This window comes from Streptomyces sp. NPDC098781, from assembly GCF_044759995.1.
Lineage (GTDB): Bacteria > Actinomycetota > Actinomycetes > Streptomycetales > Streptomycetaceae > Streptomyces.
This window is the reverse complement of the sequence record NZ_JBIWAK010000004.1, coordinates 20,389-43,901: the sequence shown is the minus strand read 5'-3', so window position 1 is coordinate 43,901 and position 23,513 is coordinate 20,389. Positions and strand designations below refer to the sequence as shown.

The following is a 23,513-nucleotide window of genomic DNA, read 5'->3' as shown; positions in this document are numbered from 1 at the left end:
CGGTAGCCGCCCCAGCCCCGGAATCACGGATGACACCAGGACTGGGGCGGATGTGGTGCACGGGACCGGGGCCCGGTCGCTCACCAGTGGTTTTGCTGTGACCGTCCGGGGCCTCAGATACGGGTGAAGGCCTGCTCGATGATGTCGAGGCCCTCGTTCAGCAGGTCCTCGCCGATCACCAGCGGGGGCAGGAAGCGCAGCACGTTGCCGTAAGTGCCACAGGTCAGGACCACCAGGCCCTCGGCGTGGCAGGCCTTGGCCAGCGCGGCGGTCGCCTCCGGGTTCGGCTCCTTGGTGGCGCGGTCCTTGACCAGCTCGATGGCGATCATGGCGCCGCGGCCGCGGACGTCGCCGACGATGTCGAACTTCTCGGCCATGGCGCCCAGACGGGCCTTCATGATCGCCTCGATGTTCTTCGCCTTGGCGTTGAGGTCGAGCTCCTTCATCGTCTCGATGGAGCCCAGCGCACCGGCGCACGCGACCGGGTTGCCGCCGTAGGTGCCGCCCAGGCCGCCCGCGTGGGCGGCGTCCATGATCTCGGCGCGGCCGGTCACCGCGGCGAGCGGCAGGCCACCGGCGATGCCCTTGGCCGTCGTGATCAGGTCGGGAACGATGCCCTCGTCCTCGCAGGCGAACCACTGGCCGGTCCGGCAGAAGCCGGACTGGATCTCGTCCGCGACGAACACGATGCCGTTGTCCGTGGCGAACTTGCTGAGGGCCGGCAGGAAGCCCTTGGCCGGCTCGATGAAGCCGCCCTCGCCGAGCACCGGCTCGATGATGATCGCGGCCACGTTGTCCGGGCCGATCTGCTTGGTGATCTGGTCGATGGCCTGCGCGGCGGCCTCCGGACCGGCGTTCTGCGGACCGGTCGGCCAGCGGTAGCCGTACGCCACCGGCACCCGGTAGACCTCGGGAGCGAACGGACCGAAGCCGTTCTTGTACGGCATGTTCTTCGAGGTCAGCGCCATGGTGAGGTTGGTACGGCCGTGGTAGCCGTGGTCGAACACCACGACGGCCTGCCGCTTGGTGTAGGCACGCGCGATCTTGACGGCGTTCTCGACGGCCTCGGCACCGGAGTTGAACAGCGCCGACTTCTTGGCGTGGTCACCGGGCGTCAGCTCGGCCAGCGCCTCGGCGACGGCCACATAGCCCTCGTACGGCGTCACCATGAAACAGGTGTGGGTGAAGTCGGCCAGCTGCGCGGACGCCCGGCGTACGACGGCCTCGGCGGACGCGCCGACGGAGGTCACGGCGATGCCCGAACCGAAGTCGATCAGCCGGTTGCCGTCGACGTCCTCGAGGATGCCGCCGCTCGCCCGCGCCGTGAACACGGGTAGCACGGAGCCCACGCCCTGCGCGACCGCGGCCGTTCGGCGTGCCTGCAATTCCTGCGACTTCGGGCCGGGGATGGCGGTGACGAGGCGGCGCTCCTGCGGAAGTGCGCTCATGAGGGGCTCCTGGGGGTTTTGCGGACTCTTGTCTTGTCTTTTCTCGCAGGCTAGGGCGGGGAGCGGGGGGTGGGCATGCTCCATGTGGGCGTTGTCGGGCGGATGCGTTGTCCGTCGTGGACATAGCGACGCCGGGGGTGCTGGAACAGCTCGATCCGTTCCGTCGGCCGTGTAAGCGGTGAACTCCCCAGGAGAGGGCGTTAGATTGACTCGCTGATGGTGGATGCCACGGACGGAACGGCTGGTCAGGGGGCAAGGGCGATGGACAGCGACGGGACGCAGGACGCGCGAGGCACACATGCGACGCCTGTGCCCCGGCCGGCGATGCCGCCGGAGGTCCCCGCGGTGCCGCCGCGGCCGGCGCGGGCGCCGGGCGAGCCGGGGCAGCCCGCCCACGCACGGATCACGACCGTGGCCGACTGGCTCAATGAGCCCCGCCCTGCCGCCGGGACCGGAATCTGGCGGTTCGGGTACCGCCTGCCGAAGGGCGCGCAGAGCGAGTCGGAGCGGCTGGCGCCGGTCACCGTCGTCGGGCTGCTCGTGCCGCTGGTCGTGGGGCTGGTCGTGTGGTCGCTGTGGCGGCGCGGCAGCATTCCGTACCAGTTCTCCGTGCTGCGCCTGTTCACTCCGAACGACTGGTGGTGGGGCGGCACGATGGCGTCGCCCAAGGACTGGCAGGGGCAGGAGGCCCTCGTCGTCTACAGCGGCGTCTTCTTCGCCGTGCTCGTCTACGCGATGGGCCGGCTGGGCAGCTGGCCCGATGTCGTACGCCACTTCATCGGCCGCCGGCCCCAGCCCGCGCGGGCGCTGCTCGCCGCACTCGGTGCCGTCGTCACCCTGAGCTTCGTCTTCCCGAGCGCCTTCCCCGGCGTCGGCTGGGACGCGCTTCCCGTCGTTGCCCCCCTGTTCTCCCTGGTCGCCCTGATCTCGGGCGGCTTCGACCTCTTCGCCTCGGTGCTGTTCACCGACGGTCTGTACACGGTCGTCACCCTGCTGGTCCTGTGGCCGTTCGCCCGCGTCGGCGACTGGTGGGGGTATGCGAAGGCCCGCCTCGCCGCACGGCGTGCCGCACCGGAGGGAGTCGCGACGCCGGCCGTGGAAGTGCCGCGCGCCCAGTGGCCCGAACTCCGGCAGGCGGGACAGCACGAGGCGGCCGACCTGCTGACCGCCGAGGTGGCCGGCGGCCGTATGAGTGACGTGGACTGCGCCCGGGTGGCGCACTTCTGGACCGTGGCCAGGCAGGACGGTGCCCTGGCGACGTTCCGCGACACGGTGCTGCGCCAGGGCGCCGCCTCCTGGACCCACCCCTCCGGCGCCAGGGACCTGCCGCGCCGCCGCGCGACGCACGACCTGCTCGAAGGACAGGTGCGCATCGGCCGCTGGGTAGCCGCGGAACGGGCTCCTCGCCCCTATCACGACGCGGGCGCGGCGATCGGCACGGACGTGCTGGGCACCTCGCTGGTGGCGGTCGGACCCTCCGGGTCGGGCAAGACGCGGACTCTCATCGAGCCCCTGACGGAGTCGCTGGCACTCCAGGCGCTTACCGGACGCTGTGCCGTCGTAGCGGTCTCCGCCGCGGGCACCAGGCTCGCGGCGGACTCGGCGTTCGACGTGATCGTCCGTATCGGAGATCCCACGTCCGTCCACGACCTGGATCCGTATGCGGAGTCCGAGGACCCCGACGAGGCGGCCGCCATCCTCGCCGAGGGCCTGGTGGGCGACCTCGAAGGCGTGGGCACCCAGAGCGCGGCAACCGCCCTCGCCCAGCTGCTCGGCCCGTACCGGGCGGTGCACGGTCACTTTCCGACGCTGCCGGTGCTGCGGGAGCTCCTGGAGGGCGAGCCGTCGGCGCTGTCCGCCCTTCAGGACCTGCTCTCGTCCGACGAGCACGCCGTGATGAGGCGGGAACTCGACGCCCGCATCCGGCAGCTGGGGAGCCCCGCCGACGTGGGCCGTGCCCTCGCCGACCGGCTCGCGCTGCTCAACCGCCCTGCCTTCGCCGAGTTCTTCGGAGGCGGCGAGGGCACCCGCCCGTTCTCCCTGCGTGCCGTGGCCCACCACCCACTGCGGGTGCGCATCGATCTGCCCGAACAGGGCCACGAGGAGGCCGGCCGCTTGCTGACCCGGCTGGTCCTCGCCCAGTTCGGTGCCGTCGTACGCGGCGGGAAGCGCCGTCACTTCGCCTGCCTGGTCCTCGACGACGCCACCGGGGTGGTCACCGCCGAGTCGGTGCGCCGAATCCAGCGGCTGCGCTCACAGAACGCCGGAGTGGTCCTGGCCCTGCGCACGATCGGCGACGTACCTGAGGCGCTGCACGGCCCCCTGTACGGGGCGGTCGGGTGCCGTATGGCGTTCTCCGGCGTGACGACGTGGGACGGCAGCCGGTTCGCGCAGGCCTGGGGCACCGAGTGGGTGGAGACGCGGGAGGTGGCCAAGCACACGGTCTTCGCCGACCAGCCGATGACCCGCCTGATCCATGCCCTGCGCAAGCTCGTCACCGGCAAGGCCGTGACCACCGACGCGGTGACCGTGCGCCAGGTGGAGCGGGAGCGGTGGTCGGCGTCCGAGTTGGCGCACGCGGTGCCGCCGGGGCACGCGGTGCTGTCGCTCACCAGCGTGCAGGGCGAGCACGCGCCGCCGCTGCTGGTGGATCTGCGCGGGTGACCTGGGCATCCGCGCAGAGCGGCACGCGGGGACCGTACGGTGAGGCAGAATCGACACAGGTCGTTCATACACGGCAGCCAAAAGATCACAGAGATCGCACCGATTTGAAGGCCCTATGCCCCCCACGCTCTCCTCGCTCGTCCACCACTCCGCGCTGAAACTGACCGTGCGGGCGGGCGAGGACCACCTCGACGTGCCGGTGCGCTGGGCGCATGCCAGTGAGCTCACCGACCCCGTGCCCTATATGGAGGGCGGGGAGCTGCTGCTGATCACCGCGCTCAAGCTGGACGCGGAGAACCCCGAGGCGATGCGGCGCTATGTGCGGCGCCTGGTGGGCGCGGGCGTGGTCGGGCTCGGCTTCGCGGTCGGCGTCAATTACGAGGACATTCCCGAGGCGCTGGTCGACGCGGCCGTGGAAGAGGATCTGCCGTTGCTGGAGGTGCCGCGCCGGACGCCGTTCCTCGCCATCAGCAAGGCCGTGTCCGCGGCCATCGCGGCGGACCAGTACCGGGCGGTCACGGCTGGGTTCGCGGCCCAACGGGAGCTGACCAAGCAGGCGTTGACCGACGGACCGGAGGGGCTGCTGGCCGCGCTGGCCTCGCAGGTGGACGGCTGGGCGGCGCTGTACGACGCGTCCGGCGCCGTCGTCGCGACCGCACCCGACTGGGCCGGACGGCGGGCGGCACGGATCACCGCGGACGTGGAGCGGCTGCGGGAGCGGGCCGCGCCGGCGTCCTCCGTGGTGGGCGGCCCGGAGAACGAGGACCGGGTCGAACTGCACACCCTGGGCACCGGGCGCCGGCCGCGCGCGGCCCTGGCGGTCGGCACCGCCGCCGCGCTGGGCACGGCCGAGCGGTACGCCGTGCACTCGGCGATCGCCCTGCTCACCCTGACCACCGAGCGCTCGCGCTCGCTCCAGGCGGCCGAGCAGCGGGTCGGGACGGCGGTGCTGCGGATGCTGCTCGCCGGGGAGCCGGACCACGCCAGGACCGTGGCGGGGAATCTGTACGGCGATCTGCTCGACACCCCCTTCCGGGTGATCGTCGCCGTCTCCGACGCCGGCGGCGATCCCCTGGGCGCGCTCACCGAGGTCGTCGAGTCCGCGGCGGCCCGCGGCGGGGAGGCGGTGCTGGTGGTGCCGGAGGGGGAGAGCGAGACGGCCCGGCTGGTGGTGCTCGCGGCGGACGGGGGCGCGGCGGTCTCGGCGTGCGCGGAGTACACGGCGGCGCTGGAGGCGGCGCGGGCGGGCGGCGTACCGGAGCAGCCCGGCGGCCTCGACGAGGCCGAGCTGGTCGTCGGGCTGTCGGCGCCGGCCGGGCCCATCGCCGCCGCGTCGGCGTACAAGCAGGCCGAGCAGGCGCTGTCGGTGGCCCGGCGGCGCGGTCGGGTGTTCGTGGAGCACGAGCAGGTGGCGGCCGGGTCGGTGCTGCCGCTGCTCGCCGACGACGCGGTGAAGGCGTTCGCGGACGGGATGCTGCGGGCGCTGCACGAGCACGACGCGACGGGGCGCGGCGATCTGGTGGCCTCGCTGCGGGCCTGGCTGTCACGGCACGGGCAGTGGGACGCGGCCGCCGCGGACCTCGGCGTGCACCGGCACACCCTGCGGTACCGGATGCGGCGGGTGGAGGAGATCCTCGGGCGGTCCCTGGACGACGCGGATGTGCGGATGGAGCTCTGGCTGGCGCTGAAGGCGACGTCGGCGGAGTAGACACCCACCCACCGCTGCGCCAAAGCGTCGAACCCCGTTCTCCCATCACTACACCCCGGACAAATCCTCCTTCGCCTCCGCGCCCCTACCGTGGACCCCGACACCACCAGGACATCCCCAACGCGGAAGGGCCGGGAATCCATATGACTTCCACCCACGCCTTCTGGCTCGCCGGCCGCCAGGTCAGCGGCGAGGACAGCTTCGATGTGACCTCCCCGTGGGACGGGCGCGTCGTCGGCAAGGTCAGTGTGCCGACGGACGCCCAGACCGAGGAGGCCGTGGCCGCCGCGTACGCCGTCCGCGACGAGTTCGCCGCCACGCCGGCCCATGTGCGGGCCGCCGCCCTCGACCACGTCAGCCGGCGGCTGGTCGAGCGGACCGAGGAGATCGCCCGGTTGATCTCCGCCGAGAACGGCAAGCCCATGAAGTGGGCCCGCGGCGAGGTCGGCCGTGCCGTGTCCGTGTTCCGGTTCGCGGCCGAGGAGGCCCGGCGCTTCAACGGCGGCGAGGCCCAGCGGCTCGACACCGACCTCGGTGGCCAGGGGCGGCTCGCCTTCACCCGCCGCTTCCCCAAGGGTGTCGTCCTCGGCATCGCGCCCTTCAACTTCCCGTTGAACCTGTGCGCCCACAAGATCGCCCCGGCCATCGCCGCCGGTGTGCCGATCATCCTGAAGCCCGCTCCGGCCACCCCGCTGTCCGGCCTGATCATCGGTGACCTGCTCGCCGAGACCGAGCTGCCGGCGGGCTCCTGGAGCATCCTGCCGGTGCCGAACGACAAGATGCCCGCCCTGGTCCAGGACGAGCGTCTGCCGGTCATCTCCTTCACGGGTTCCGAGAAGGTCGGCTACGCGATCATGGACTCGGTGCCGCGCAAGCACTGCACCTTGGAGCTCGGCGGCAACGGCGCGGCGATCGTGCTCGCCGACTTCGCCTCCGACGAGGACCTCGACCGGGCCGCCGGCCGCATCGCCACCTTCTCCAACTACCAGGGCGGCCAGTCCTGCATCTCCGTGCAGCGGGTGATCGCGGACGCCTCCGTGTACGACCGGCTCGTGCCGCGCATCGTCGCCGCCGTCGAGGCCCAGGTCACCGGTGACCCGGGCGACGACGCCACCGACGTAGGCCCGCTGGTCAGCGAGGACGCCGCCCAGCGCGTGGAGACGTGGGTCGACGAGGCCGTCGCCGCCGGCGCCACCCTGCTCACCGGTGGCAAGCGCGACGGCGCCTCCTACGCGCCGACCGTCCTCACCGACGTACCGGCCGACGTCACGATCGCCTGCGAGGAGGTCTTCGGACCGGTCCTCACCGTGCAGAAGGTCGACGGGGAGGCCGCCGCCTTCGCCGCCGCCAACGACTCCAAGTACGGCCTCCAGGCAGGTGTGTTCACCCACGACCTCCAGACCGCCTTCCGTGCCCACCGGGCCCTGGAGGTCGGCGGCGTGGTCATCGGCGACGTGCCGTCCTACCGGGCCGACCAGATGCCGTACGGCGGCGCCAAGCAGTCCGGTGTGGGCCGCGAGGGCGTGAAGTTCGCGATGGACGACTACACCTACGAGCGGGTGATGGTCCTGACCGGGCTGGAGCTCTAGCTCATGGGAACCATTTTCATGTAAGGTCCCCGCAGGGGCCCGGCACCGATGCCTTCCGGTGCCGGGCCCCTTCCTTGTGCCGGCCTGTTCCGGACCCTCAACCGGAGAAGCCGACATGCGCGAGCCGCAGCGGGCCGCGCAGTTCGAGGCGCACGTCGCGGATGCCCTCGGCGGCGATCCCGGCGGTGAGCGTCGAGTAGTCGTACGGCCCCGACGCCTCCGAGGTCAGAACGGCCAGGGCCGGGCCGCCGTCCAGTGACACCTCGACGGTGCCCTCGCCCGCCACCGTCACCGACACCTCCCCGACGCCGTCACCGAAGTCGCAGGCCCGGTAGACCAGTTGACCCGCACCGCCCGGTACGGCCGTCACCGCGTCGCCCGACGTCTTCGTGCGGTCCACGATCGCCACGCCGCGCTGCTCGTCGAAGTCGGCCGCGGGCAGGCCCCGTCGGCGGACGGGGCGCGGGGCGGCGGCCTCGCCGTCCAGGATCACCGTCGTACGCAGCCGGACGTCCTCGCTGGAGGCGCCGGCCAGGATCTCGTGGGCGCCGGGCTCGCGGCGCCATCCGGGGCGCGACACGTCCCAGAAGTCGAAGGCGGACCAGGGGACCTCGAAGGTCAGCTCCCGCCGCTCGCCGGGGGCCAGGCGCACCCGGCTGTGCGCCAGCAGCTCGCGGCGCGGGCGCGGCACCGCGGGGTCCACCGCGCGCGAGTAGACCTGGGCCACCTCGTCGGCCGGCACGTCACCGGTGTTGGTGACCGTGAAGGACACGCGCAGCGCCTCATCCGTCGTAGCGGTGTCCAGGTCGGCGTAGGAGAACGTGGCGTACGACAGGCCGTGGCCGAACGGGAACAGCGGGGTTCCCTCGAAGTACAGGTAGGTCTGGCGCCCGCCGATCACGTCGTAGTCGAGGAGGTCGGGCAGGTCGGCGTCGGCGGCGTACCAGGTCTGCGGGAGGCGTCCGGCGGGGGAGACGTCGCCGGCCAGGATCCGGGCCAGCGCGGTGCCGGCCGCCTGGCCGCCGTGGGACGTCCACAGCATCGCCGGGAGCGAGGTGTGGTCGACGGCGTACGGATACGCGCAGACCAGCGCCAGCACGGTGTCCGGGTTGGCCGCGCGGGCGGCCCGCAGCAGGCGTTCCTGGTGGGCGGGGAGGGCGAGTGTCGTACGGTCCTCGGTCTCGCGGCCGTTGATGTGCGGGTCGTTGCCCGCGACGACGAGGACCGCGTCCGCCTGTGCGGCCACCCTGGTCACCGCGTCCTCGCCGCGCTCGACGACGACGATCTCGAAGATCTCCGGGTTCGCTTCGGCAACCCGGACGCCGTCGGCGGCCACTGAGACGTGGCGATCCGTACCGATGTGCCTCAGGAGGTGCCCGTTCCCGTGCGGTTCCAGGCGGAATGTCTCCCGCACGACCCAGCCGCCGGGCTGGTCGGCGGACGCGCGGACGTATCCGTCCTCGGCGACGGAGAGATAGCGGCCGTCGGGGGCGCGCAGGGTCAGCACGCCCTCGCCCCAGTCGGCCAGCGCGAGTTCGGTGCCGTCAGGGCCGGCCGCCAGCGGGGGCAGGTCCGTACGGCCGGTCAGCAGCGCCGGGTCGAGGGCGCCCCGCGCACCGCGCACCTCGTCGGCGGCGTCCGCCTCGGGGACGTACAGGAAGGCGCCGGTCGAGGTCCTGAGGCGGACCCGGTCGACGCCCTCGGCGAACTCCACGCGCTCCGCGCCGAAGCGCTCGTACAGGCCCTCCAGCGGGGTCGAGCGGTGCAGGAGCGTGCCGCTGTACCAGTCGAGCTTGCACTCGTCCGCGAGCAGGCCGACCACCGCGAGCCGGGTGTCCGGGGCGAGCGGCAGCAGGTCCGCGCCGTTCTTGAGCAGCACGACCGCCTGCTCGGCGGCCTCCTGGGCGAGGGCGCGGTGGGCCGGGGTGTCGAACTCGCCGGTGAGCGCGTGCGGATCGTGCTCCGGGTCGAACTCGCCGAGCCGGAAGCGGACCGAGAGCTGACGCCGTACCGCCGTGTCGATGTCCGACTCGGTCAGCAGCCCCCGGTCGAGGGCGCCGCGCACCCGGGCGGTGATCTTCGAGCTGTCGGTGCCGTGGTCGGTGAAGCTGTCGACGCCGGCCAGCAGCGCGGCGGCCGTCGCCTCCTCGTGGGTGTCGAAGTAGTGCTCGGAGTCGACCAGGTTGGAGGGCGCGCCGGCGTCCGAGCAGACGAGGAGGTCCTCGTCGGTCCAGGTGCGCAGGTGCTCGCGCAGATATGGCGAGACGTGGTTGGGGCGGCCGTTGACCAGGTTGTACGCCGGCATCACCCCGGCCGTCGCGCCCGCCTCGACCGTTTCGCGGAAGGCCCGCAGGTCGTACTCGTTGAGGACGCGCGGGCGGACCGAGGAGGACGTGACATCGCGGTCCGTCTCGTTGTTGTGGGCCAGCCAGTGCTTGAGCACGGGCGCGGTGCGCCAGTAAGTGGGGTGGTCGCCGCGCAGGCCACGGGTGTACGCGGTGGCGATGGCCGAGGTGAGCTTCGGGTCCTCGGAGTAGCCCTCCTCGCCCCGGCCCCACAGGGGGTGGCGCAGCAGGTTGACGGTGGGGGACCAGACGTTGAGGCCGACGCGGTCGTCGCGGGCCCGCATCGCCCGGGCCTCCTTGGACACCGCCTCGCCGACCCGGCGTACGAGATCGGGGTTCCAGGTCGCGCCGAGGCCGACCGCCTGCGGGAAGACGGTGGCGGGGCCCATCCAGGCGACGCCGTGGAGCGCCTCCTGGCCGGTCCGGAAGGCGGCGATGCCGAGGCGCTCGACGGCCGGTCCGAACTGGTGCAGGAATCCGATCCTCTCGTCGAGGGTGAGCCGCGCCAGAAGGTCGTCGATGCGCTTCGCGAACGGCAGCTGCGGATCGCGGAAAGGCGGCGTGAACGGCGTGGGTTCGGTCACGGTGGGGTCCCCTTGCGATGGAGCGGCTCGGTACTTTCGAAGCGCTTCGATGCTCTTTCGACCGTAGCGCGAGTGTCAAGACACCTGAAGGAATCTTGGAATCGACCCTTGTGCGCCCATGGGCGTTCACTTAACCTCGCTGCAACATCGAAGCGCTTCGACAGTGGGGTTGACGCAATGACGCCGAAAGCCGCCTCCTCCGCCACCTCCGGACCCAGCCGGAGAAGCTTCCTCGCCTCCACGGCGGTCGCCACCGCGGCGGTGGCCGGCGGGATGCCGCTGCTCGCCGCGTGCGGCGGCTCGGACAGCGGTTCGCGGGAGGGAACCACGTCGGGCAAGGACGCGAAGAAGATCCTGCCGACGTACGTGGCCGGCAATGTCGTCACGCCCGACATCCCGTCCCGCAACGGCTCCTCGAACGGCTTCACCGGCAAGCTCGACCTGGCGGACCTGAAGACCTCGGTTCCCGAGAAGCTCGGCAAGGGCGGCAAGGTCACCGTCATGTCCCCGTTCTGGGGCTCGCCGCCGAAGGGCGGCAACCCCTACTACACGGCGATGAACGACCTGATCGGCGTCGACGTCCGGTGGCAGAACCAGGACGGCAACACCTACGACCAGAAGCTCGGCGCGGTCCTCGCCTCCAGCGACGTCCCGGACGTCGTGGTGATCCCCGGCTGGAACATGGGCGGCAAAATACCCAGCGCCATCATCAGCAAGTTCGCCGACCTGGGCCCGCACCTGTCCGGGGACAAGGTCAAGGAGTACCCCAACCTCGCGGCGATCCCCACCGACGCCTGGCAGCGCTCCCTCTTCGGCGGCGCCCTGCGCGGACTGCCGATGCCCTCCTCGTACGTCACCAACATCGTGCCCCTCTACCGCCAGGACGTCTTCGAGAAGGAGGGGTACGAAGTCCCCGCCTCCACCGACGAGTTCCTGGCGCTGGCGAAGGACATCACCAACGCCAAGGCCAAGGTGTGGGCCTGCGGCGACATGAAGTGGAGCGCGTTCAACTCCTTCGGCGTGCTGTCCGGTTCGGAGAAGCCGCTCGGCTGGCACCTCGTGGACGGCAAGCTGGTCTACCGCATCGAGACCGACGAGTACCTCGAAGCGCTGGAATGGACCCGCAAGCTGTTCGCCGCCGGGGTCGTCCACCCCGACTTCGAGCTGGGCAAGAGCCAGGCCACCGACCCGCAGACCAAGTTCGCGGCCGGCGAGTTCCTGATCTACAACAACGACATCTCCAGCTGGTACGGCCTGACCGCCTCCCAGGCCACCCAGAACCCGGACTTCAAGGTCTCGGGCATGGACATCTTCGGCGCCGGCGGCAGCGAGCCGAGCCCCTGGGCCGCGCAGCCCGCCGGCATCTTCGCGTTCATCAACAAGAACGCCTCCGACGCCGTGATACGCGACGCGCTGGCCGTCGCCAACGTGACCGCGGCGCCGTACGGCACCAAGGAGTACATGCTCACCAACTACGGCGTCGAGGGCACCCACTACACCCTCAAGGACGGCGTCCCGGTCAAGACCGACCAGGGCAACAACGAGGTCCTCAACGCCTACGTCATGGTCGCGAGCCCCGCCTCCACCCTCGCCCACCCGGACTTCCCGGACGTCGCCAGGGCTCAGGTCGAGTGGCAGCAGCGGATGGGCGCCCGCACCAGGAAGTCGTCCTTCTGGGGCATGCAGATCACCGAGCCCGCCCGCTACACCAACCTCTCCAACGACTTCGAGCAGCTGGAGGACGACATCGTCCGCGGCCGCAAGAAGATCGGCGACATGCAGCAGGCCGTCTCCGACTGGAAGAGCAAGGGCGGCGACAAGCTGCGCGACTGGTACCGGAAGATCCTCGACGAGAACGGCAGCGCGGCCGGCTGATCCGGGCCCCGAAGGCAAGGAGAAGGCCGTGTCCCATAGCACGGTGCCTCGGAGCAGGGCCGAGGCGAAGCGGAAGACCCTGCGGGAGCGGACCCCGGTGGCGTCCGGCGGCGCCACCGGTTCCCCCGGGAAGCGTCCCTCCGGGCGACTGAGCCTCAAGGTCCGGTTCAGACGTGACCGGCTGCTTCTGCTGATGACCCTGCCGGCCGTCGTGCTGGTCCTGCTCTTCAACTACCTACCGATCCTCGGCAACGTCGTCGCCTTCCAGGACTACGACCCCTACATCAGCGACAACGGCGTCGTCTCCATCCTGAACAGCCCCTTCGTGGGCATGGAGAACTTCCAGCGGATCTTCGACGACTCGGCCTTCTGGAACGCCGTACAGAACACCCTGATCCTCTTCCTCCTCCAGCTCGTGCTGTTCTTCCCGATCCCGATCCTGCTCGCCCTGCTCATCAACAGCGTGGTCAGGCCGAGGGTGCGGGCGGTCTCCCAAGCGATCCTCTATCTGCCGCACTTCTTCTCCTGGGTGCTGGTCATCGCCGTCTTCCAGCAGCTGTTCGGCGGCGCCGGGATCTTCTCCCAGCTGCTGCGCCAACACGGGTACGACGGCCTCGACTTCATGACCGACCCGGACACCTTCCCGCTGCTGATCACCGCGCAGAGCGTGTGGAAGGACGCCGGCTGGGGGATCATCGTCTTCCTCGCCGCGCTCGCCTCGGTGCCGCCCGACCTCTACGAGGCCGCCGCGATGGACGGCGCCGGCCGGTGGCGCCGCATGTGGCACGTCACGCTGCCCGCACTGCGTCCGGTGATCGCCCTGCTGCTGGTGCTGCGCGTCGGTGACGCCCTCACCGTCGGCTTCGAACAGATCCTGCTGCAACGGGACATGGTGGGGCCGGGCGCCGCGGAGGTCCTCGACACCTTCGTGTGGTGGAACGGCGTGCGCAACCAGGACTTCGGCTACGCGGCCGCCGCCGGCCTGGTCAAGGGCGTGGTCAGCCTCGGACTGGTCCTCGCCGCGAACAAGGTGGCCCATCTGATGGGCGAGCAGGGGGTGTACAAGAAGTGACCGCCGTGATCGACAAGACCGCGCGCCCGCCGGGCCGTTGGGCCGCGCCGCCCCGGCCCAGCTGGGAGGAGGAGCCCTCCAGGGCCGGCCTCGCGGGCAAGGGCGTCGCCCTGACGCTGGCCTGCCTCGGGATCCTCTTCCCGCTGTGGATCGTGGTGGTCACCAGCCTTTCCTCCCGGAAGACGATCGACGAGGCGGGCGGGCTGGTGATGGTGCCGAAGGACATCACCTTCATCGCCTACCGGGAACTGCTCAGCGGAGGGCAGGTGACCCGGGCCGCGATCATCAGCGTCCTCGTCACCCTCGTCGGCACGCTGTTCTCGATGGCCGTGTCCGTGCTCTGCGCGTACGGACTGTCGCGGACCGGGTCGCTGGGGCACCGCTGGATCCTGATGCTGCTGCTGGCCACCATGTTCTTCAGCGCCGGCCTGATTCCGACGTATCTGCTGGTACAGACGCTCGGGCTGACGGACAGCTATCTCGCCCTGATCCTGCCGAGCGCGATCAGCGTCTTCAACATCCTGGTGCTGCGCGGGTTCTTCATGGGGATCTCGCAGGAACTCATCGACAGCGCACGGATCGACGGCGCGGGGGAATTCAGGATTCTCCGGCAGATCGTCATGCCGTTGTCCCGGGCCGTCATCGCCGTGATCACGCTGTTCTACGCCGTCGGGTACTGGAGCGCGTGGTTCAACGCCTCGCTGTACCTCAACGACCAGGACATGATGCCGCTTCAGAACGTCATGATCCAGCTGGTGCAGAAGCAGGAGGCGCCGGTGGGGATGGCACAGGCCATCAAGACCGGGCAACTGTCCGGGCTGGCCGTCCAGATGGCCGTGATGGTGATGGCGCTGCTGCCCGTCGCCGTGCTGTCTCCCTTCGTCCAGAAGCATTTCAAGAAGGGCATGCTCACCGGGGCCGTCAAGGGCTGACCGTTGTCCGCTGTTCCCCTCCGCAGGAGCGAGGTTTGCCATGCGCACGTCCCGGCCCAGCAGAAGAACCGTCCTCGCGGCGACGGCGGCCGCCGCCGCGCTCACCGCCGTCCCGTTCGCACCCGGCGTCGCTCAGGCCGCCACCGGCTACCGCTGGCGCAACGCCGTGATCGGCGGCACCGGCTTCGTCACCGGTGTCCTCTTCCACCCCTCCGTCCGCGGCCTCGCCTACGCCCGCACCGACATCGGTGGCGCCTACCGCTGGGACGACCGGACCGACCGGTGGATCGCGCTCACCGACCACATCGACTGGGACGACTGGAACCTGCTCGGCGTCGAGGCCATGGCCGTCGACCCCGCGCACCCCGACCGGCTGTACCTCGCCCTCGGCACCTACGCCCAGTCCTGGGCCGGCAACGGGGCGGTGCTGCGCTCCGACGACCGCGGGTCCACCTGGCGGCGCACCGACCTCACCGTCAAGCTCGGGGCCAACGAGGACGGCCGGGGCGCGGGGGAGCGGCTGCTGGTGGATCCACGGGACAGTGACACCCTGTGGCTCGGCACCCGGCACGACGGACTGCTCAAGTCGGCCGACCGGGGCGCCACTTGGCAGTCGGCGGACTTCCCGGCCGCCCCCGGCGCCACCGGTCAGGGCATCACCTTCCTGGTCGCAGCGGGCCGTACCGTCTACGCCGGCTGGGGCGACTCCGACGGCACGGCCGACGAGCCCACCCTGTACCGCACCTCCGACGGCACGACCTGGGAGCCCGTCCCCGGCCTGCCCACCGGCGCCGCCGCCAAGGTCCCGATCCGCGCCGCGTACGACCGCCACACCCGCGAGCTGTATGTGACGTACGCCGACGCGCCCGGACCCAACGGCCAGTCCGCCGGCAGCGTGCACAAGCTGCGCACGACGGACGGGCAGTGGACCGAGGTCACGCCGGTGAAGCCGGGCGGCACCGACACCTTCGGCTACGGCGGTGCCGCCGTCGACGCCCGCCGCCCAGGCACCGTGGTCGTCTCCACCAACAACCGGTGGGCCGCCATGGACACCCTGTACCGGACCACCGACGGCGGCCGCACCTGGACGTCCCTGAAGGACACGGCCGTCCTCGACGTCTCCGAGACCCCCTACCTCAAGTGGGGCGAGGAACAGCCCAAGTTCGGCTGGTGGATCCAGGCGGTCGCCCTCGACCCGTACGACTCGAAGCACCTCGTGTACGGCACCGGCGCGACCCTCTACGGCACCCGCGACCTGAAGCACTGGGCCCCGCGGATCCGTGGCCTGGAGGAGACGTCCGTGCGTCAGCTGATCTCGCCGCCGACCGGGAAGGCGCACCTGATCAGCGGCAACGGGGACATCGGCGTGATGTACCACGAGTCGCTCACCGCGTCCCCGCCCAGCGGCATGGCCGCCAACCCGGTGTTCGGCACGTCCACCGGACTCGCGCAGGCCGCGGCCAGGCCGTCGTACGTCGTCCGCACCGGCTGGGGCGACCACGGCAACGGCGCCCACTCCAACGACGGCGGCCGGACCTGGGCGCCCTTCACGGCCCAGCCCGCCCTCGCGAAGGACGCGCCGGGGCCGATCGCCACCAGCGCCGACGGCAGCGTGCTGCTGTGGTCCTTCGTGCACTGGGACGGCACCCCTTACCCGGCGCAGCGTTCCGCCGACAACGGCGCCACCTGGTCCGAGGTCACCTCCTTCCCCAAGGGGGCCACCCCGGTCGCGGACCCCGTCGACCCGGGCACCTTCTACGCCTTCGACACCGCCACCGGCACGCTGCACGCCGCCACGGACGGCGGTCTGACCTTCGCCGCACGGGCCACCGGGCTGAACTCCGGGGACAAGGAGTTCCAGCTGGCCATAGCGCCCGGCCGCCGCGGCGACCTCTGGCTCAGCCTCAAGTGGAACGGGCTGTACCGCTCCACCGACGGCGGCGCGACCTTCACCAAGGTCGGCAGCTGCTGGGCCTCGTACACCCTCGGCTTCGGCAAGCCGGCGCCGGGCGCCTCCTACCCGGCCGTCTACATGGTGGGGGCCACCGAGAGCAGCACCGCCGTGTACCGCTCCGACGACGAGGCGAGGACCTGGGTACGGATCAACGACGACCGCCACCAGTGGGGCTGGACCGGCGCGGCCGTCACCGGTGATCCGCGCATCCACGGCCGGGTGTACCTCGCCACCAACGGGCGGGGAGTGCAGTACGGGGAGCCCGCCTGATGCCGGACCGAGAAGGGCCCGCCCTGAGCGACGCCACCCGCGGCCGTCTGCTCTTCGGCGGCGACCACAACCCCGAGCAGTGGCCCGAGGAGACCTGGCACGAGGACGTCCGGCTGATGAAGGAGGCCGGGGTCAACTCGGTCACCCTCGGTGTCTTCTCCTGGGCGAAACTCGAACCCCGCCCAGGGGCGCGGGAGTTCGGCTGGCTGGACCGGCTGATGGACCTGATGGACGCCGGCGGCATCGGCGTCGTCCTCGCCACCCCCACCTCCTCTCCACCCCCCTGGATGGGCCGGCTCCACCCGGAGACACTCCCGCGCGACGAGGACGGCCGCACCGAGTGGTGGGGCTCGCGCCAGCACTTCTCCCACTCCAGCGCCACCTACCGCCGCTACGCCGCCGCCATCACCGAGGACCTCGCCGCCCGCTACGGCGGCCACCCCGCCCTGCGCATGTGGCACATCAACAACGAGTACTGCACCTACGACTGGGGCGACGAGGCCGAGGTCGCCTTCCGGGGCTGGCTCCGGGACAGGTACGGCACGCTCGACGCCCTCAACCAGGCCTGGGGGACCGCCTTCTGGAGCCAGGGATACGGCGACTGGGCCGAGGTGCTGCCGCCGCGCCGGGCGCACTACATGAAGAACCCGACGCAGGTCCTGGACTTCCAGCGGTTCACGTCGGACGCGCTGCTGGACTGCTACCTCGCCGAGCGGGACATCGTCGCCCGGCACAGCCCGCACATCCCGGTGACCACCAACTTCATGGCGCTGTGGCAGGGGCTGGACGCCTGGCGGTGGGCCGGGCAGGAGGACGTCGTGTCCGTCGACGTCTACCCCGACCCCCGCGACCCGCTCGGCGGGCAGTACGGCGCGCTGGTCCATGACATGACCCGCTCGCAGGCCCGTGGCGGCCCCTGGATGGTCATGGAACAGGCCGCCGGACCGGTCAACTGGCGCGGAGTGAACCACCCCAAGCCCGCCGGCCTCAACCGCCTCTGGTCGCTCCAGGCCGTGGCCCGCGGCGCCGACGCCGTCTGCTACTTCCAGTGGCGGCAGTCCCGGCAGGGGGCGGAGAAGTTCCACTCCGGGATGGTCGGTCACGCGGGGGAGCGGGGCCGTACCTTCCAGGAGGTCAAGCGGATCGGTGCCGAACTCGCCCTGCTGAGCGAAAAGGTGGCGGGCACGAGGGTGGCGGCCCCCGAAGTCGCCGTACTCCTGGACTGGAACGCCTGGTGGGCGAGCCGGCAGGACGGACGGCTGTCCTCCGAGGCCGACCACCCGCAGGTCGTCCGCGCCTGGCACCGCGCCCTGTGGGAGGCGCACACCGTCGCCGACTTCGCCCACCCCGAGGACGACCTCTCCGGGTACAGGCTGGTCGTCGTCCCGCAGCTCTACCTGATGACGGACGCGGCGATCGACAACCTCGTCCGCCACGTCGAACGCGGCGGCACCGTCGTCTGCGGCTTCCAGACCGGCATCGCCGACGAGGACGACCGGGTGCGCGAGGGCGGTATGGACGCCCGGCTGCGCGAACTGTTCGGCATCCGGGTCCTGCACGAGTGGTGGCCGCTCGACGCGGGCGAGACGGCGCACGTCGAGGGCTTCAGGGGCACCCTGTGGTCCGAGGAGATCGAGGCGACGGACGACGTCGACGCCGTCACCCCCTACCGGGGCGGCGAGCTGGACGGGCTCCCGGCCGTCCTGCGCAGGGGCCGCGCCTGGTACGTCTCCACCCTTCCCGAACCGCACGCCCTGCGCACCCTGCTCGCCGACATCGCCGCCGAGGCGGGTGTACGACCGACCCTCGCCGGGCTTCCCGCCGGAGTGGAGGCCGTACGGCGCGGCGGCCTGCTGTTCCTGCTCAACCACGGGCAGGACGGCGTCACCGTGCCGGTGCCCGGACGCCATCGCGATCTGCTGAGCGGTACGACGGTCGCCGACGGGATCGAGCTGGAGCGGTACGGGGTCGCCGTACTGGAGGCCGAGTCGTGAGCGGACCCGTGCACGGCACGTGGGAGCCGGCCCCGGCCGCCCGCTGGGAGGACGCCTTCCTGAGCGGGAACGGCCGACACGGCATCATGATGTTCGGCGACCCGAACGCCGACCGGGTGATCGTCAACCATCACACCCTGGTCCGCCCCAACGGAGGCGAACACGCCCGGCCGCCCCTCCTCGCGGCCGAACTCCCGTACCTCCAGGACCGGTTGCTGGCCGGGGACACCACCGCCGCCGAGGATTTCACCGACGGACGGGAGCTCCAGTGGGTGCAGCCGTTCCATCCCGCCTTCGAAATACGGCTACGGCGGCCGGACCGCCACGAGGAGCCCGGCGTCCACCGCCGCGAGGTCGACTTCACCACGGGTGTGATCACCGCCCGGCGCGGTGGCCTGCTCGGCGAGGCCTTCGTCTCCCGTGCCGATGACGTCGTCGTCCACCGCGTCACCGGGCCCGGCCTCACCACCGACGTCACCATGGACCCGCGACTGCCCGGCGCTCCACACGACTTGGCGGTCGGACACGGCGCCGTGCTCACCCCCGAGGGCGCCCTCCTCAACCTCCGCGTCCGCTACCCCGGCAGCGACCGGGCCTACACCGGCGTCACCCTCGCCCTTGTCACCGGCGGCCGTACCCACACCTCGCTCCCCGGCATCCGGGTCGAGGGCGCCCGCACCCTGCTGCTCCTCACGCGCGTCCGGCGCCACACCGGCGAGCTGGACGTCCTGGCCGAGGCGCGAGCCCTGCGCGCGCTGCTGCCCGAGGGCGCCGGCGACGACCCGTACGCCCGCCTCCTCGCCCGGCACACCGCCCTGCACCGCCCGGCCTACCTCCGGGCGGGACTCGACCTCGGCGGCGACGCGGCCGAACGGGCCCTTCCCGGCTCGGAGTTGCTCCGTCGCCCGAAGAGCCCCGCCCTGCTGGAGCGCCTCTTCGCGGCCGGCCGCTACCACCTGCTCTCCGCCGCCGGCATGCTGCCGCCCCGCCTCACGGGCCTGTGGACCGGCGACTGGAACACGGCCTGGTCGGGTGCCTTCACCACCGACGCCAACCTCAACCTCCAGACCGCGTCCGCGGCGGCGGCCGCGCTCCCGGAGGTGACCGAGGCCCACGCCGCCCTCGTCCAGGGCCAGTTGGACGACTGGCGGGACAACGCCCGCGCGATCTTCGGCACCCGGGGCGTCGTGGCCCCCGCCCACACCGACGGCGAGTCCGGGCACCTCTACCACTTCGGCCGCGCGTACCCCCTTCACCTGTGGACCGCCGGCGCCGACTGGCTGCTCAAGCCGCTCGTCGACCACGACGAGACCCGGGGCGAACACGACCCGCGCACCGCCGCCACCCTCGCCGAAGTGGCACGTTTCTACGAGGACTTCCTCACCCGCACCGACGGCGACGGCCGTCTGGTCGTCGTCCCCTCCTACTCGCCCGAGAACCGCCCGGCGAACGCGAGCTGGGGGACCGTCAACGCCGCCATGGACCTCTCGGCCGCCGGACACGCGCTGCGCACGGCCGCCCGGTACCACCCGGAGGACGCCGACCGCCTGCGCGCCCTCGCCGACCGGCTCCCGCCGCACCGGGTCAACGAGGACGGCGCCCTGTCCGAATGGGCGTGGCCCGGACTGCGGGACAACTACGACCACCGCCACCTCAGCCACCTCTACGGCGTCTGGCCGCTGGAGGAGATCACCCCGTACGACACCCCCGACCTCGCGGCGGCGGCCCACCGTGCCCTCGAACTCCGGGGCGCCGAGAACGACTCCGCGCACGGCCACCTCCATCACGCCCTGATCGCGGCCCGCCTCCGGGACGGCGACCGGGTCGCCCACGCCCTCGACCAGGTCCTCGGCGGTGACTTCTTCCACGCCTGCCTGATGAGCTCCCACTATCCGCACCGCGACGTCTACAACGCGGACGCCGCGCACACCCTGCCCGCCGTGCTGATCGAGATGCTGGTGCAGTCCACGCCGGACCGGCTGGTCCTGCTGCCCGCGCTGCCACCGTCCCTCCCGGCAGGCCGACTGCGGGGCATCCGCACCCGGTTCGGCGCGGAGGTCGACCTGACGTGGGCGCCGGGCGGGGCGAGGGCCGTTCTGAAGCCGTCACGAACCGTCCGCGTCGAACTCCGGACTTCCACCGGCGCCGCACAGCCGCTCGACCTCACCGCCGGAGAAGACCACGTCCTCAGCATCGGGGCGTGGTAACCCCCGCACCTCCCCCCACCCATGGAAGGGACACCATGGCAAAGAGCAAGCTCCGCAAGATCACCACGGCCCTGCTGGCCCCGGCGATGGCCCTCGGCGCCACCGTCGGCCTCGCCTCCGCCCCCGCATCCGCCGCCGTCTGGAACTCCTGCGACCAGTGGGGCAACACCAGCCTCAATGGCTACACGCTCTACAACAACATCTGGGGCTCCGGCGCCGGAAGCCAGTGCGTCTGGGCCAACTCCGGTACCAACTGGGGAGTCTGGGCGGACCACCCCAACACCGGCGGCATCAAGTCCTACCCCAACTCCAAGAAGGTGATCAACAAGACGATCGCCTCCCTCGGCTCGCTCACCAGCAGCTACAACGTCACCGTCCCGTCCTCCGGTGCGTACAACACGTCGTACGACATCTGGGACACCGACTACGACTACGAGATCATGCTCTGGGTCAACTACAACGGCGCCGTCGGGCCGCTCGGCACCTCGCAGGGCAATGTCACGCTCGGCGGCCACACCTGGACCGTCTACAAGGGCAGCAACGGGGCGAACGAGGTGTTCTCCTTCCTGCGCACCTCCGACTCCGGCTCCGGCACGGTGAACATCAAGCCGATCCTGACCTGGATCTCGGGCACCAAGGGCTGGATGTCCAGCAGCGAGACCATCGGTGACGTGCAGTTCGGCTACGAGATCACCTCGTCGGCGGGCGGGCTCGACTTCGTCACCAACAACCTGACCGTCAGCAGCAGCTGACATCTCCTCGGGGCCGGGGTCACCTCACACGGAGTCGACCCCGGCCCGCCTTCCTACTCCGCCACCGGCAGCCGCGCCCCGTCCCGCAGGAACAGCGGGATGCGGTCCAGCGGGGCGTCGACGGTCACCGTCGTACCGCCCGGGTACGTCTCCCCGGTCCACGCGTCCGTCCACGTGGCGCCCGCCGGAAGGTACGTCGTGCGGGCCGTCGCGCCCGCCGTGAGCACGGGGGCCACCAGCAGGTCCCGGCCGAAGAGGTAGGCGTCGTCGACCGTCCAGGCCCGCTGGTCCCCGGGGAACTCCAGGAACAGCGGTCGCATCACCGGCAGCCCCTCCTCGTGGGCCTCGCGCATCACGTCCAGGACGTACGGCTTCAGGCGCTCGCGCAGCCGGAGGTACTTCTCCAGGATCGCGCCGGCCCGCTCGCCGTACGACCACACCTCGTTCGGGCCGCCGGTCATGTCCGGGCCGAGCGGCATGCCCGGGTCGCGAAAGCCGTGCAGACGCATCAGCGGGGACAGCGCACCGAACTGGAACCAGCGCACCATCACCTCGCGGTACGCCTCGTCGTCCGGGTCGCCGCCGTGGAAGCCGCCGATGTCCGTGTTCCACCAGGGGATGCCGGAGAGCGCGGTGTTGAGTCCGGCCGCGATCTGGCGGCGCAGGGTCGGGAAGTCGGCGCCGATGTCGCCGGACCACAGGGCCGCGCCGTAGCGCTGACTGCCCGCCCAGGCCGAGCGGTTGAGGGTGACGATCTCGCTCTCGCCGGACGCCAGCAGGCCCTCGTGGAAGGTGCGGGAGTTCTCGGCCGGGTAGATGTTGCCGACCTCCAGGCCGGGACCCGCCCAGTAGCGCAGGTTCTCCGGGAAGCCCGGCTTCAGCTCCGGCTCGCAGGCGTCCAGCCAGAAGGCGGTGATGCCGTACGGGTCGACGTAGTTCTGCTTGATCCTCGACCACAGGAACTGGCGGGCGTCCGGATGGGTGGCGTCGTAGAACGCCACCTGGACCGTCGACGCCACCCCCTTGTCGGGCCAGTCGGCGTGCGCCATCGGGCCGTACTGGGTGCCGATGAGGTAGCCGCGCTGCTCCATCACGGCGTGGTTCTCGCTCAGCGGTGACACCGACGGCCACACGGACACGACCAGCTTGATGCCCAGCTCGTCCAGTTCGCGGACCATCGCCGCCGGGTCGGGCCACTCGGCCGGGTCGAACTTCCACTCGCCGAGGTGCGTCCAGTGGAAGAAGTCGCAGACGATCGCCGAGACGGGCAGGCCCCGGCGCTTGTACTCCCTCGCCACGGCGAGGAGTTCGTCCTGGGTGCGGTAGCGCAGCTTGCACTGCCAGAAGCCCGCCGCCCACTCCGGCAGCATCGGCGTACGGCCCGTCACCGCGCTGTAGCGGCGCTGGCCGTCGGCCGGGGTGCCCGCGGTGATCCAGTAGTCGATCTGGCGGGCCGAGTCGGCGACCCACCGCGTGCCGTTGTGCGCCAGTTCCACCCGGCCGATCGCCGGGTTGTTCCAGAGCAGGGTGTAGCCACGGCTGGAGGACAGCACCGGGATGCCGACCTCGGCGTTGCGCTGGACCAGGTCGAGGACCAGGCCCTTCTGGTCGAACCGCCCGTGCTGGTGCTGGCCGAGGCCGTACAGCCGCTCGTCGTCGTAGGCCGCGAAACGCTGCTCCAGGCGGTGGTGGCCGTTGCCGACGGCGGTGTAGAGGCGCGGGCCCGGCCACCAGAAGTGGGCGCGCTCCTCGGCGAGCACCTCCGTGCCGTCCTCGGTGCGCAGGAAGCGGACCAGGCCCTCGCCGTCGACCTCGACGGTCAGCGCGCCGACGGTCAGCGTCCCCAGGCGGTCCTCGATCTTGACCGCGGACTCGGTGGGCGGGGGCGACGCCGACAGCGCGCCGGGCAGTCCGTCGAGGACCGGGCCGCCGAGCCGGGCCCGCACCCGCACCGCGTCCGGGCCCCACGGCTCGACACGCACGGTCTCCTGGCGGCCGCTCCACTCCAGCGCGCCGTCCCGCTCGCGGAACGTGCCGACGGTCGGGGAGGACTGCGCGAGGCTGACCGTGCCGGGCTGGGACTGTTTCTGGGCAGGCTGGTTCACGGGAGCGCTCCTGA

Annotated in this window: 13 protein-coding genes; 10 read left to right on the top strand and 3 right to left on the bottom strand. The window is 71.6% G+C overall.

Features of this window, described 5'->3' with window-relative positions; all coding sequences use genetic code 11:
- Positions 1 to 113: 113 nt before the first annotated feature.
- The gene (gene gabT, locus ACIQWG_RS17070) at positions 114 to 1,448 is read right to left on the bottom strand and encodes a 4-aminobutyrate--2-oxoglutarate transaminase (RefSeq protein WP_404095977.1); all 1,335 of its coding nucleotides are present in this window, start codon (positions 1,446 to 1,448) and stop codon (positions 114 to 116) included.
- Positions 1,449 to 1,709: 261 nt separating this feature from the next.
- Here gabT and ACIQWG_RS17065 point away from each other — a divergent pair, with 261 nt between their 5' ends.
- The 3 genes from ACIQWG_RS17065 to ACIQWG_RS17055 all read left to right on the top strand — a co-directional run bounded on the left by ACIQWG_RS17065 (position 1,710) and on the right by ACIQWG_RS17055 (position 7,409).
- Positions 1,710 to 4,112: an ATP/GTP-binding protein gene (locus tag ACIQWG_RS17065; protein WP_404095976.1), complete on the top strand. Its 2,403-nt coding sequence runs from the start codon at positions 1,710 to 1,712 to the stop codon at positions 4,110 to 4,112.
- A 115-nt stretch (positions 4,113 to 4,227) separates the two neighbouring features.
- Positions 4,228 to 5,820 carry a PucR family transcriptional regulator gene (locus tag ACIQWG_RS17060; RefSeq protein WP_404095973.1) on the top strand — a complete coding sequence of 531 codons (1,593 nt, stop codon included), beginning with the start codon at positions 4,228 to 4,230 and terminating at the stop codon, positions 5,818 to 5,820.
- Positions 5,821 to 5,963: 143 nt separating this feature from the next.
- The gene (locus tag ACIQWG_RS17055) at positions 5,964 to 7,409 is read left to right on the top strand and encodes an aldehyde dehydrogenase family protein (protein WP_404095971.1); all 1,446 of its coding nucleotides are present in this window, start codon (positions 5,964 to 5,966) and stop codon (positions 7,407 to 7,409) included.
- Between the two features lie 97 nt (positions 7,410 to 7,506).
- Here the strand turns inward: ACIQWG_RS17055 and ACIQWG_RS17050 are convergent, their stop codons facing one another.
- A complete protein-coding gene (locus tag ACIQWG_RS17050) occupies positions 7,507 to 10,338 on the bottom strand; it encodes a glycoside hydrolase family 3 C-terminal domain-containing protein (RefSeq protein ID WP_404095968.1) in 2,832 nt (943 codons plus the stop codon).
- 177 nt (positions 10,339 to 10,515) lie between these two features.
- On the opposite strand from ACIQWG_RS17050, the gene ACIQWG_RS17045 reads away from it, so the two are divergent.
- From ACIQWG_RS17045 to ACIQWG_RS17015, 7 genes are read left to right on the top strand one after another with little or no spacing between them, the layout of a single operon-like run.
- Positions 10,516 to 12,213, top strand: coding sequence for an extracellular solute-binding protein (locus ACIQWG_RS17045; protein WP_404095966.1), 1,698 nt, complete (start codon positions 10,516 to 10,518; stop codon positions 12,211 to 12,213).
- Positions 12,214 to 12,241: 28 nt separating this feature from the next.
- Positions 12,242 to 13,285 carry an ABC transporter permease gene (locus tag ACIQWG_RS17040; RefSeq protein ID WP_404095964.1) on the top strand — a complete coding sequence of 348 codons (1,044 nt, stop codon included), beginning with the start codon at positions 12,242 to 12,244 and terminating at the stop codon, positions 13,283 to 13,285.
- Positions 13,282 to 14,217: a carbohydrate ABC transporter permease gene (locus tag ACIQWG_RS17035; protein WP_404095961.1), complete on the top strand. Its 936-nt coding sequence runs from the start codon at positions 13,282 to 13,284 to the stop codon at positions 14,215 to 14,217. The genes ACIQWG_RS17040 and ACIQWG_RS17035 overlap by 4 nt, the downstream gene beginning before the upstream one ends.
- 40 nt (positions 14,218 to 14,257) lie before the next feature.
- Positions 14,258 to 16,441 (top strand): 1,4-beta-glucanase, encoded by a 2,184-nt coding sequence (locus ACIQWG_RS17030; RefSeq protein WP_404095958.1) that lies wholly within the window; start codon positions 14,258 to 14,260, stop codon positions 16,439 to 16,441.
- The gene (locus ACIQWG_RS17025) at positions 16,441 to 18,435 is read left to right on the top strand and encodes a beta-galactosidase (RefSeq protein ID WP_404095955.1); all 1,995 of its coding nucleotides are present in this window, start codon (positions 16,441 to 16,443) and stop codon (positions 18,433 to 18,435) included. Before ACIQWG_RS17030 ends, ACIQWG_RS17025 begins: the two co-directional genes overlap by 1 nt.
- Complete coding sequence (locus ACIQWG_RS17020) at positions 18,432 to 20,642, top strand: glycosyl hydrolase family 95 catalytic domain-containing protein (protein WP_404095953.1); 2,211 nt, start codon at positions 18,432 to 18,434, stop codon at positions 20,640 to 20,642. The genes ACIQWG_RS17025 and ACIQWG_RS17020 overlap by 4 nt, the downstream gene beginning before the upstream one ends.
- A 35-nt stretch (positions 20,643 to 20,677) precedes the next feature.
- The gene (locus ACIQWG_RS17015) at positions 20,678 to 21,394 is read left to right on the top strand and encodes a hypothetical protein (protein WP_404095951.1); all 717 of its coding nucleotides are present in this window, start codon (positions 20,678 to 20,680) and stop codon (positions 21,392 to 21,394) included.
- A 53-nt stretch (positions 21,395 to 21,447) separates the two neighbouring features.
- On the opposite strand, the gene ACIQWG_RS17010 is transcribed toward ACIQWG_RS17015, so the two are convergent.
- Positions 21,448 to 23,499, bottom strand: a complete 2,052-nt coding sequence (locus ACIQWG_RS17010; RefSeq protein WP_404095950.1) for a TIM-barrel domain-containing protein — start codon at positions 23,497 to 23,499, stop codon at positions 21,448 to 21,450.
- Positions 23,500 to 23,513: the final 14 nt, after the last annotated feature.

What these genes read in the sequence shown, in the direction of transcription:
- gabT (WP_404095977.1), bottom strand. Translation starts at nt 1,448, where the DNA reads ATGAGCGCACTTCCGCAGGAGCGCCGCCTCGTCACCGCCATCCCCGGC.
- ACIQWG_RS17065 (WP_404095976.1), top strand. Translation starts at nt 1,710, where the DNA reads ATGGACAGCGACGGGACGCAGGACGCGCGAGGCACACATGCGACGCCT.
- ACIQWG_RS17060 (WP_404095973.1), top strand. Translation starts at nt 4,228, where the DNA reads ATGCCCCCCACGCTCTCCTCGCTCGTCCACCACTCCGCGCTGAAACTG.
- ACIQWG_RS17055 (WP_404095971.1), top strand. Translation starts at nt 5,964, where the DNA reads ATGACTTCCACCCACGCCTTCTGGCTCGCCGGCCGCCAGGTCAGCGGC.
- ACIQWG_RS17045 (WP_404095966.1), top strand. Translation starts at nt 10,516, where the DNA reads ATGACGCCGAAAGCCGCCTCCTCCGCCACCTCCGGACCCAGCCGGAGA.
- ACIQWG_RS17030 (WP_404095958.1), top strand. Translation starts at nt 14,258, where the DNA reads ATGCGCACGTCCCGGCCCAGCAGAAGAACCGTCCTCGCGGCGACGGCG.
- ACIQWG_RS17025 (WP_404095955.1), top strand. Translation starts at nt 16,441, where the DNA reads ATGCCGGACCGAGAAGGGCCCGCCCTGAGCGACGCCACCCGCGGCCGT.
- ACIQWG_RS17015 (WP_404095951.1), top strand. Translation starts at nt 20,678, where the DNA reads ATGGCAAAGAGCAAGCTCCGCAAGATCACCACGGCCCTGCTGGCCCCG.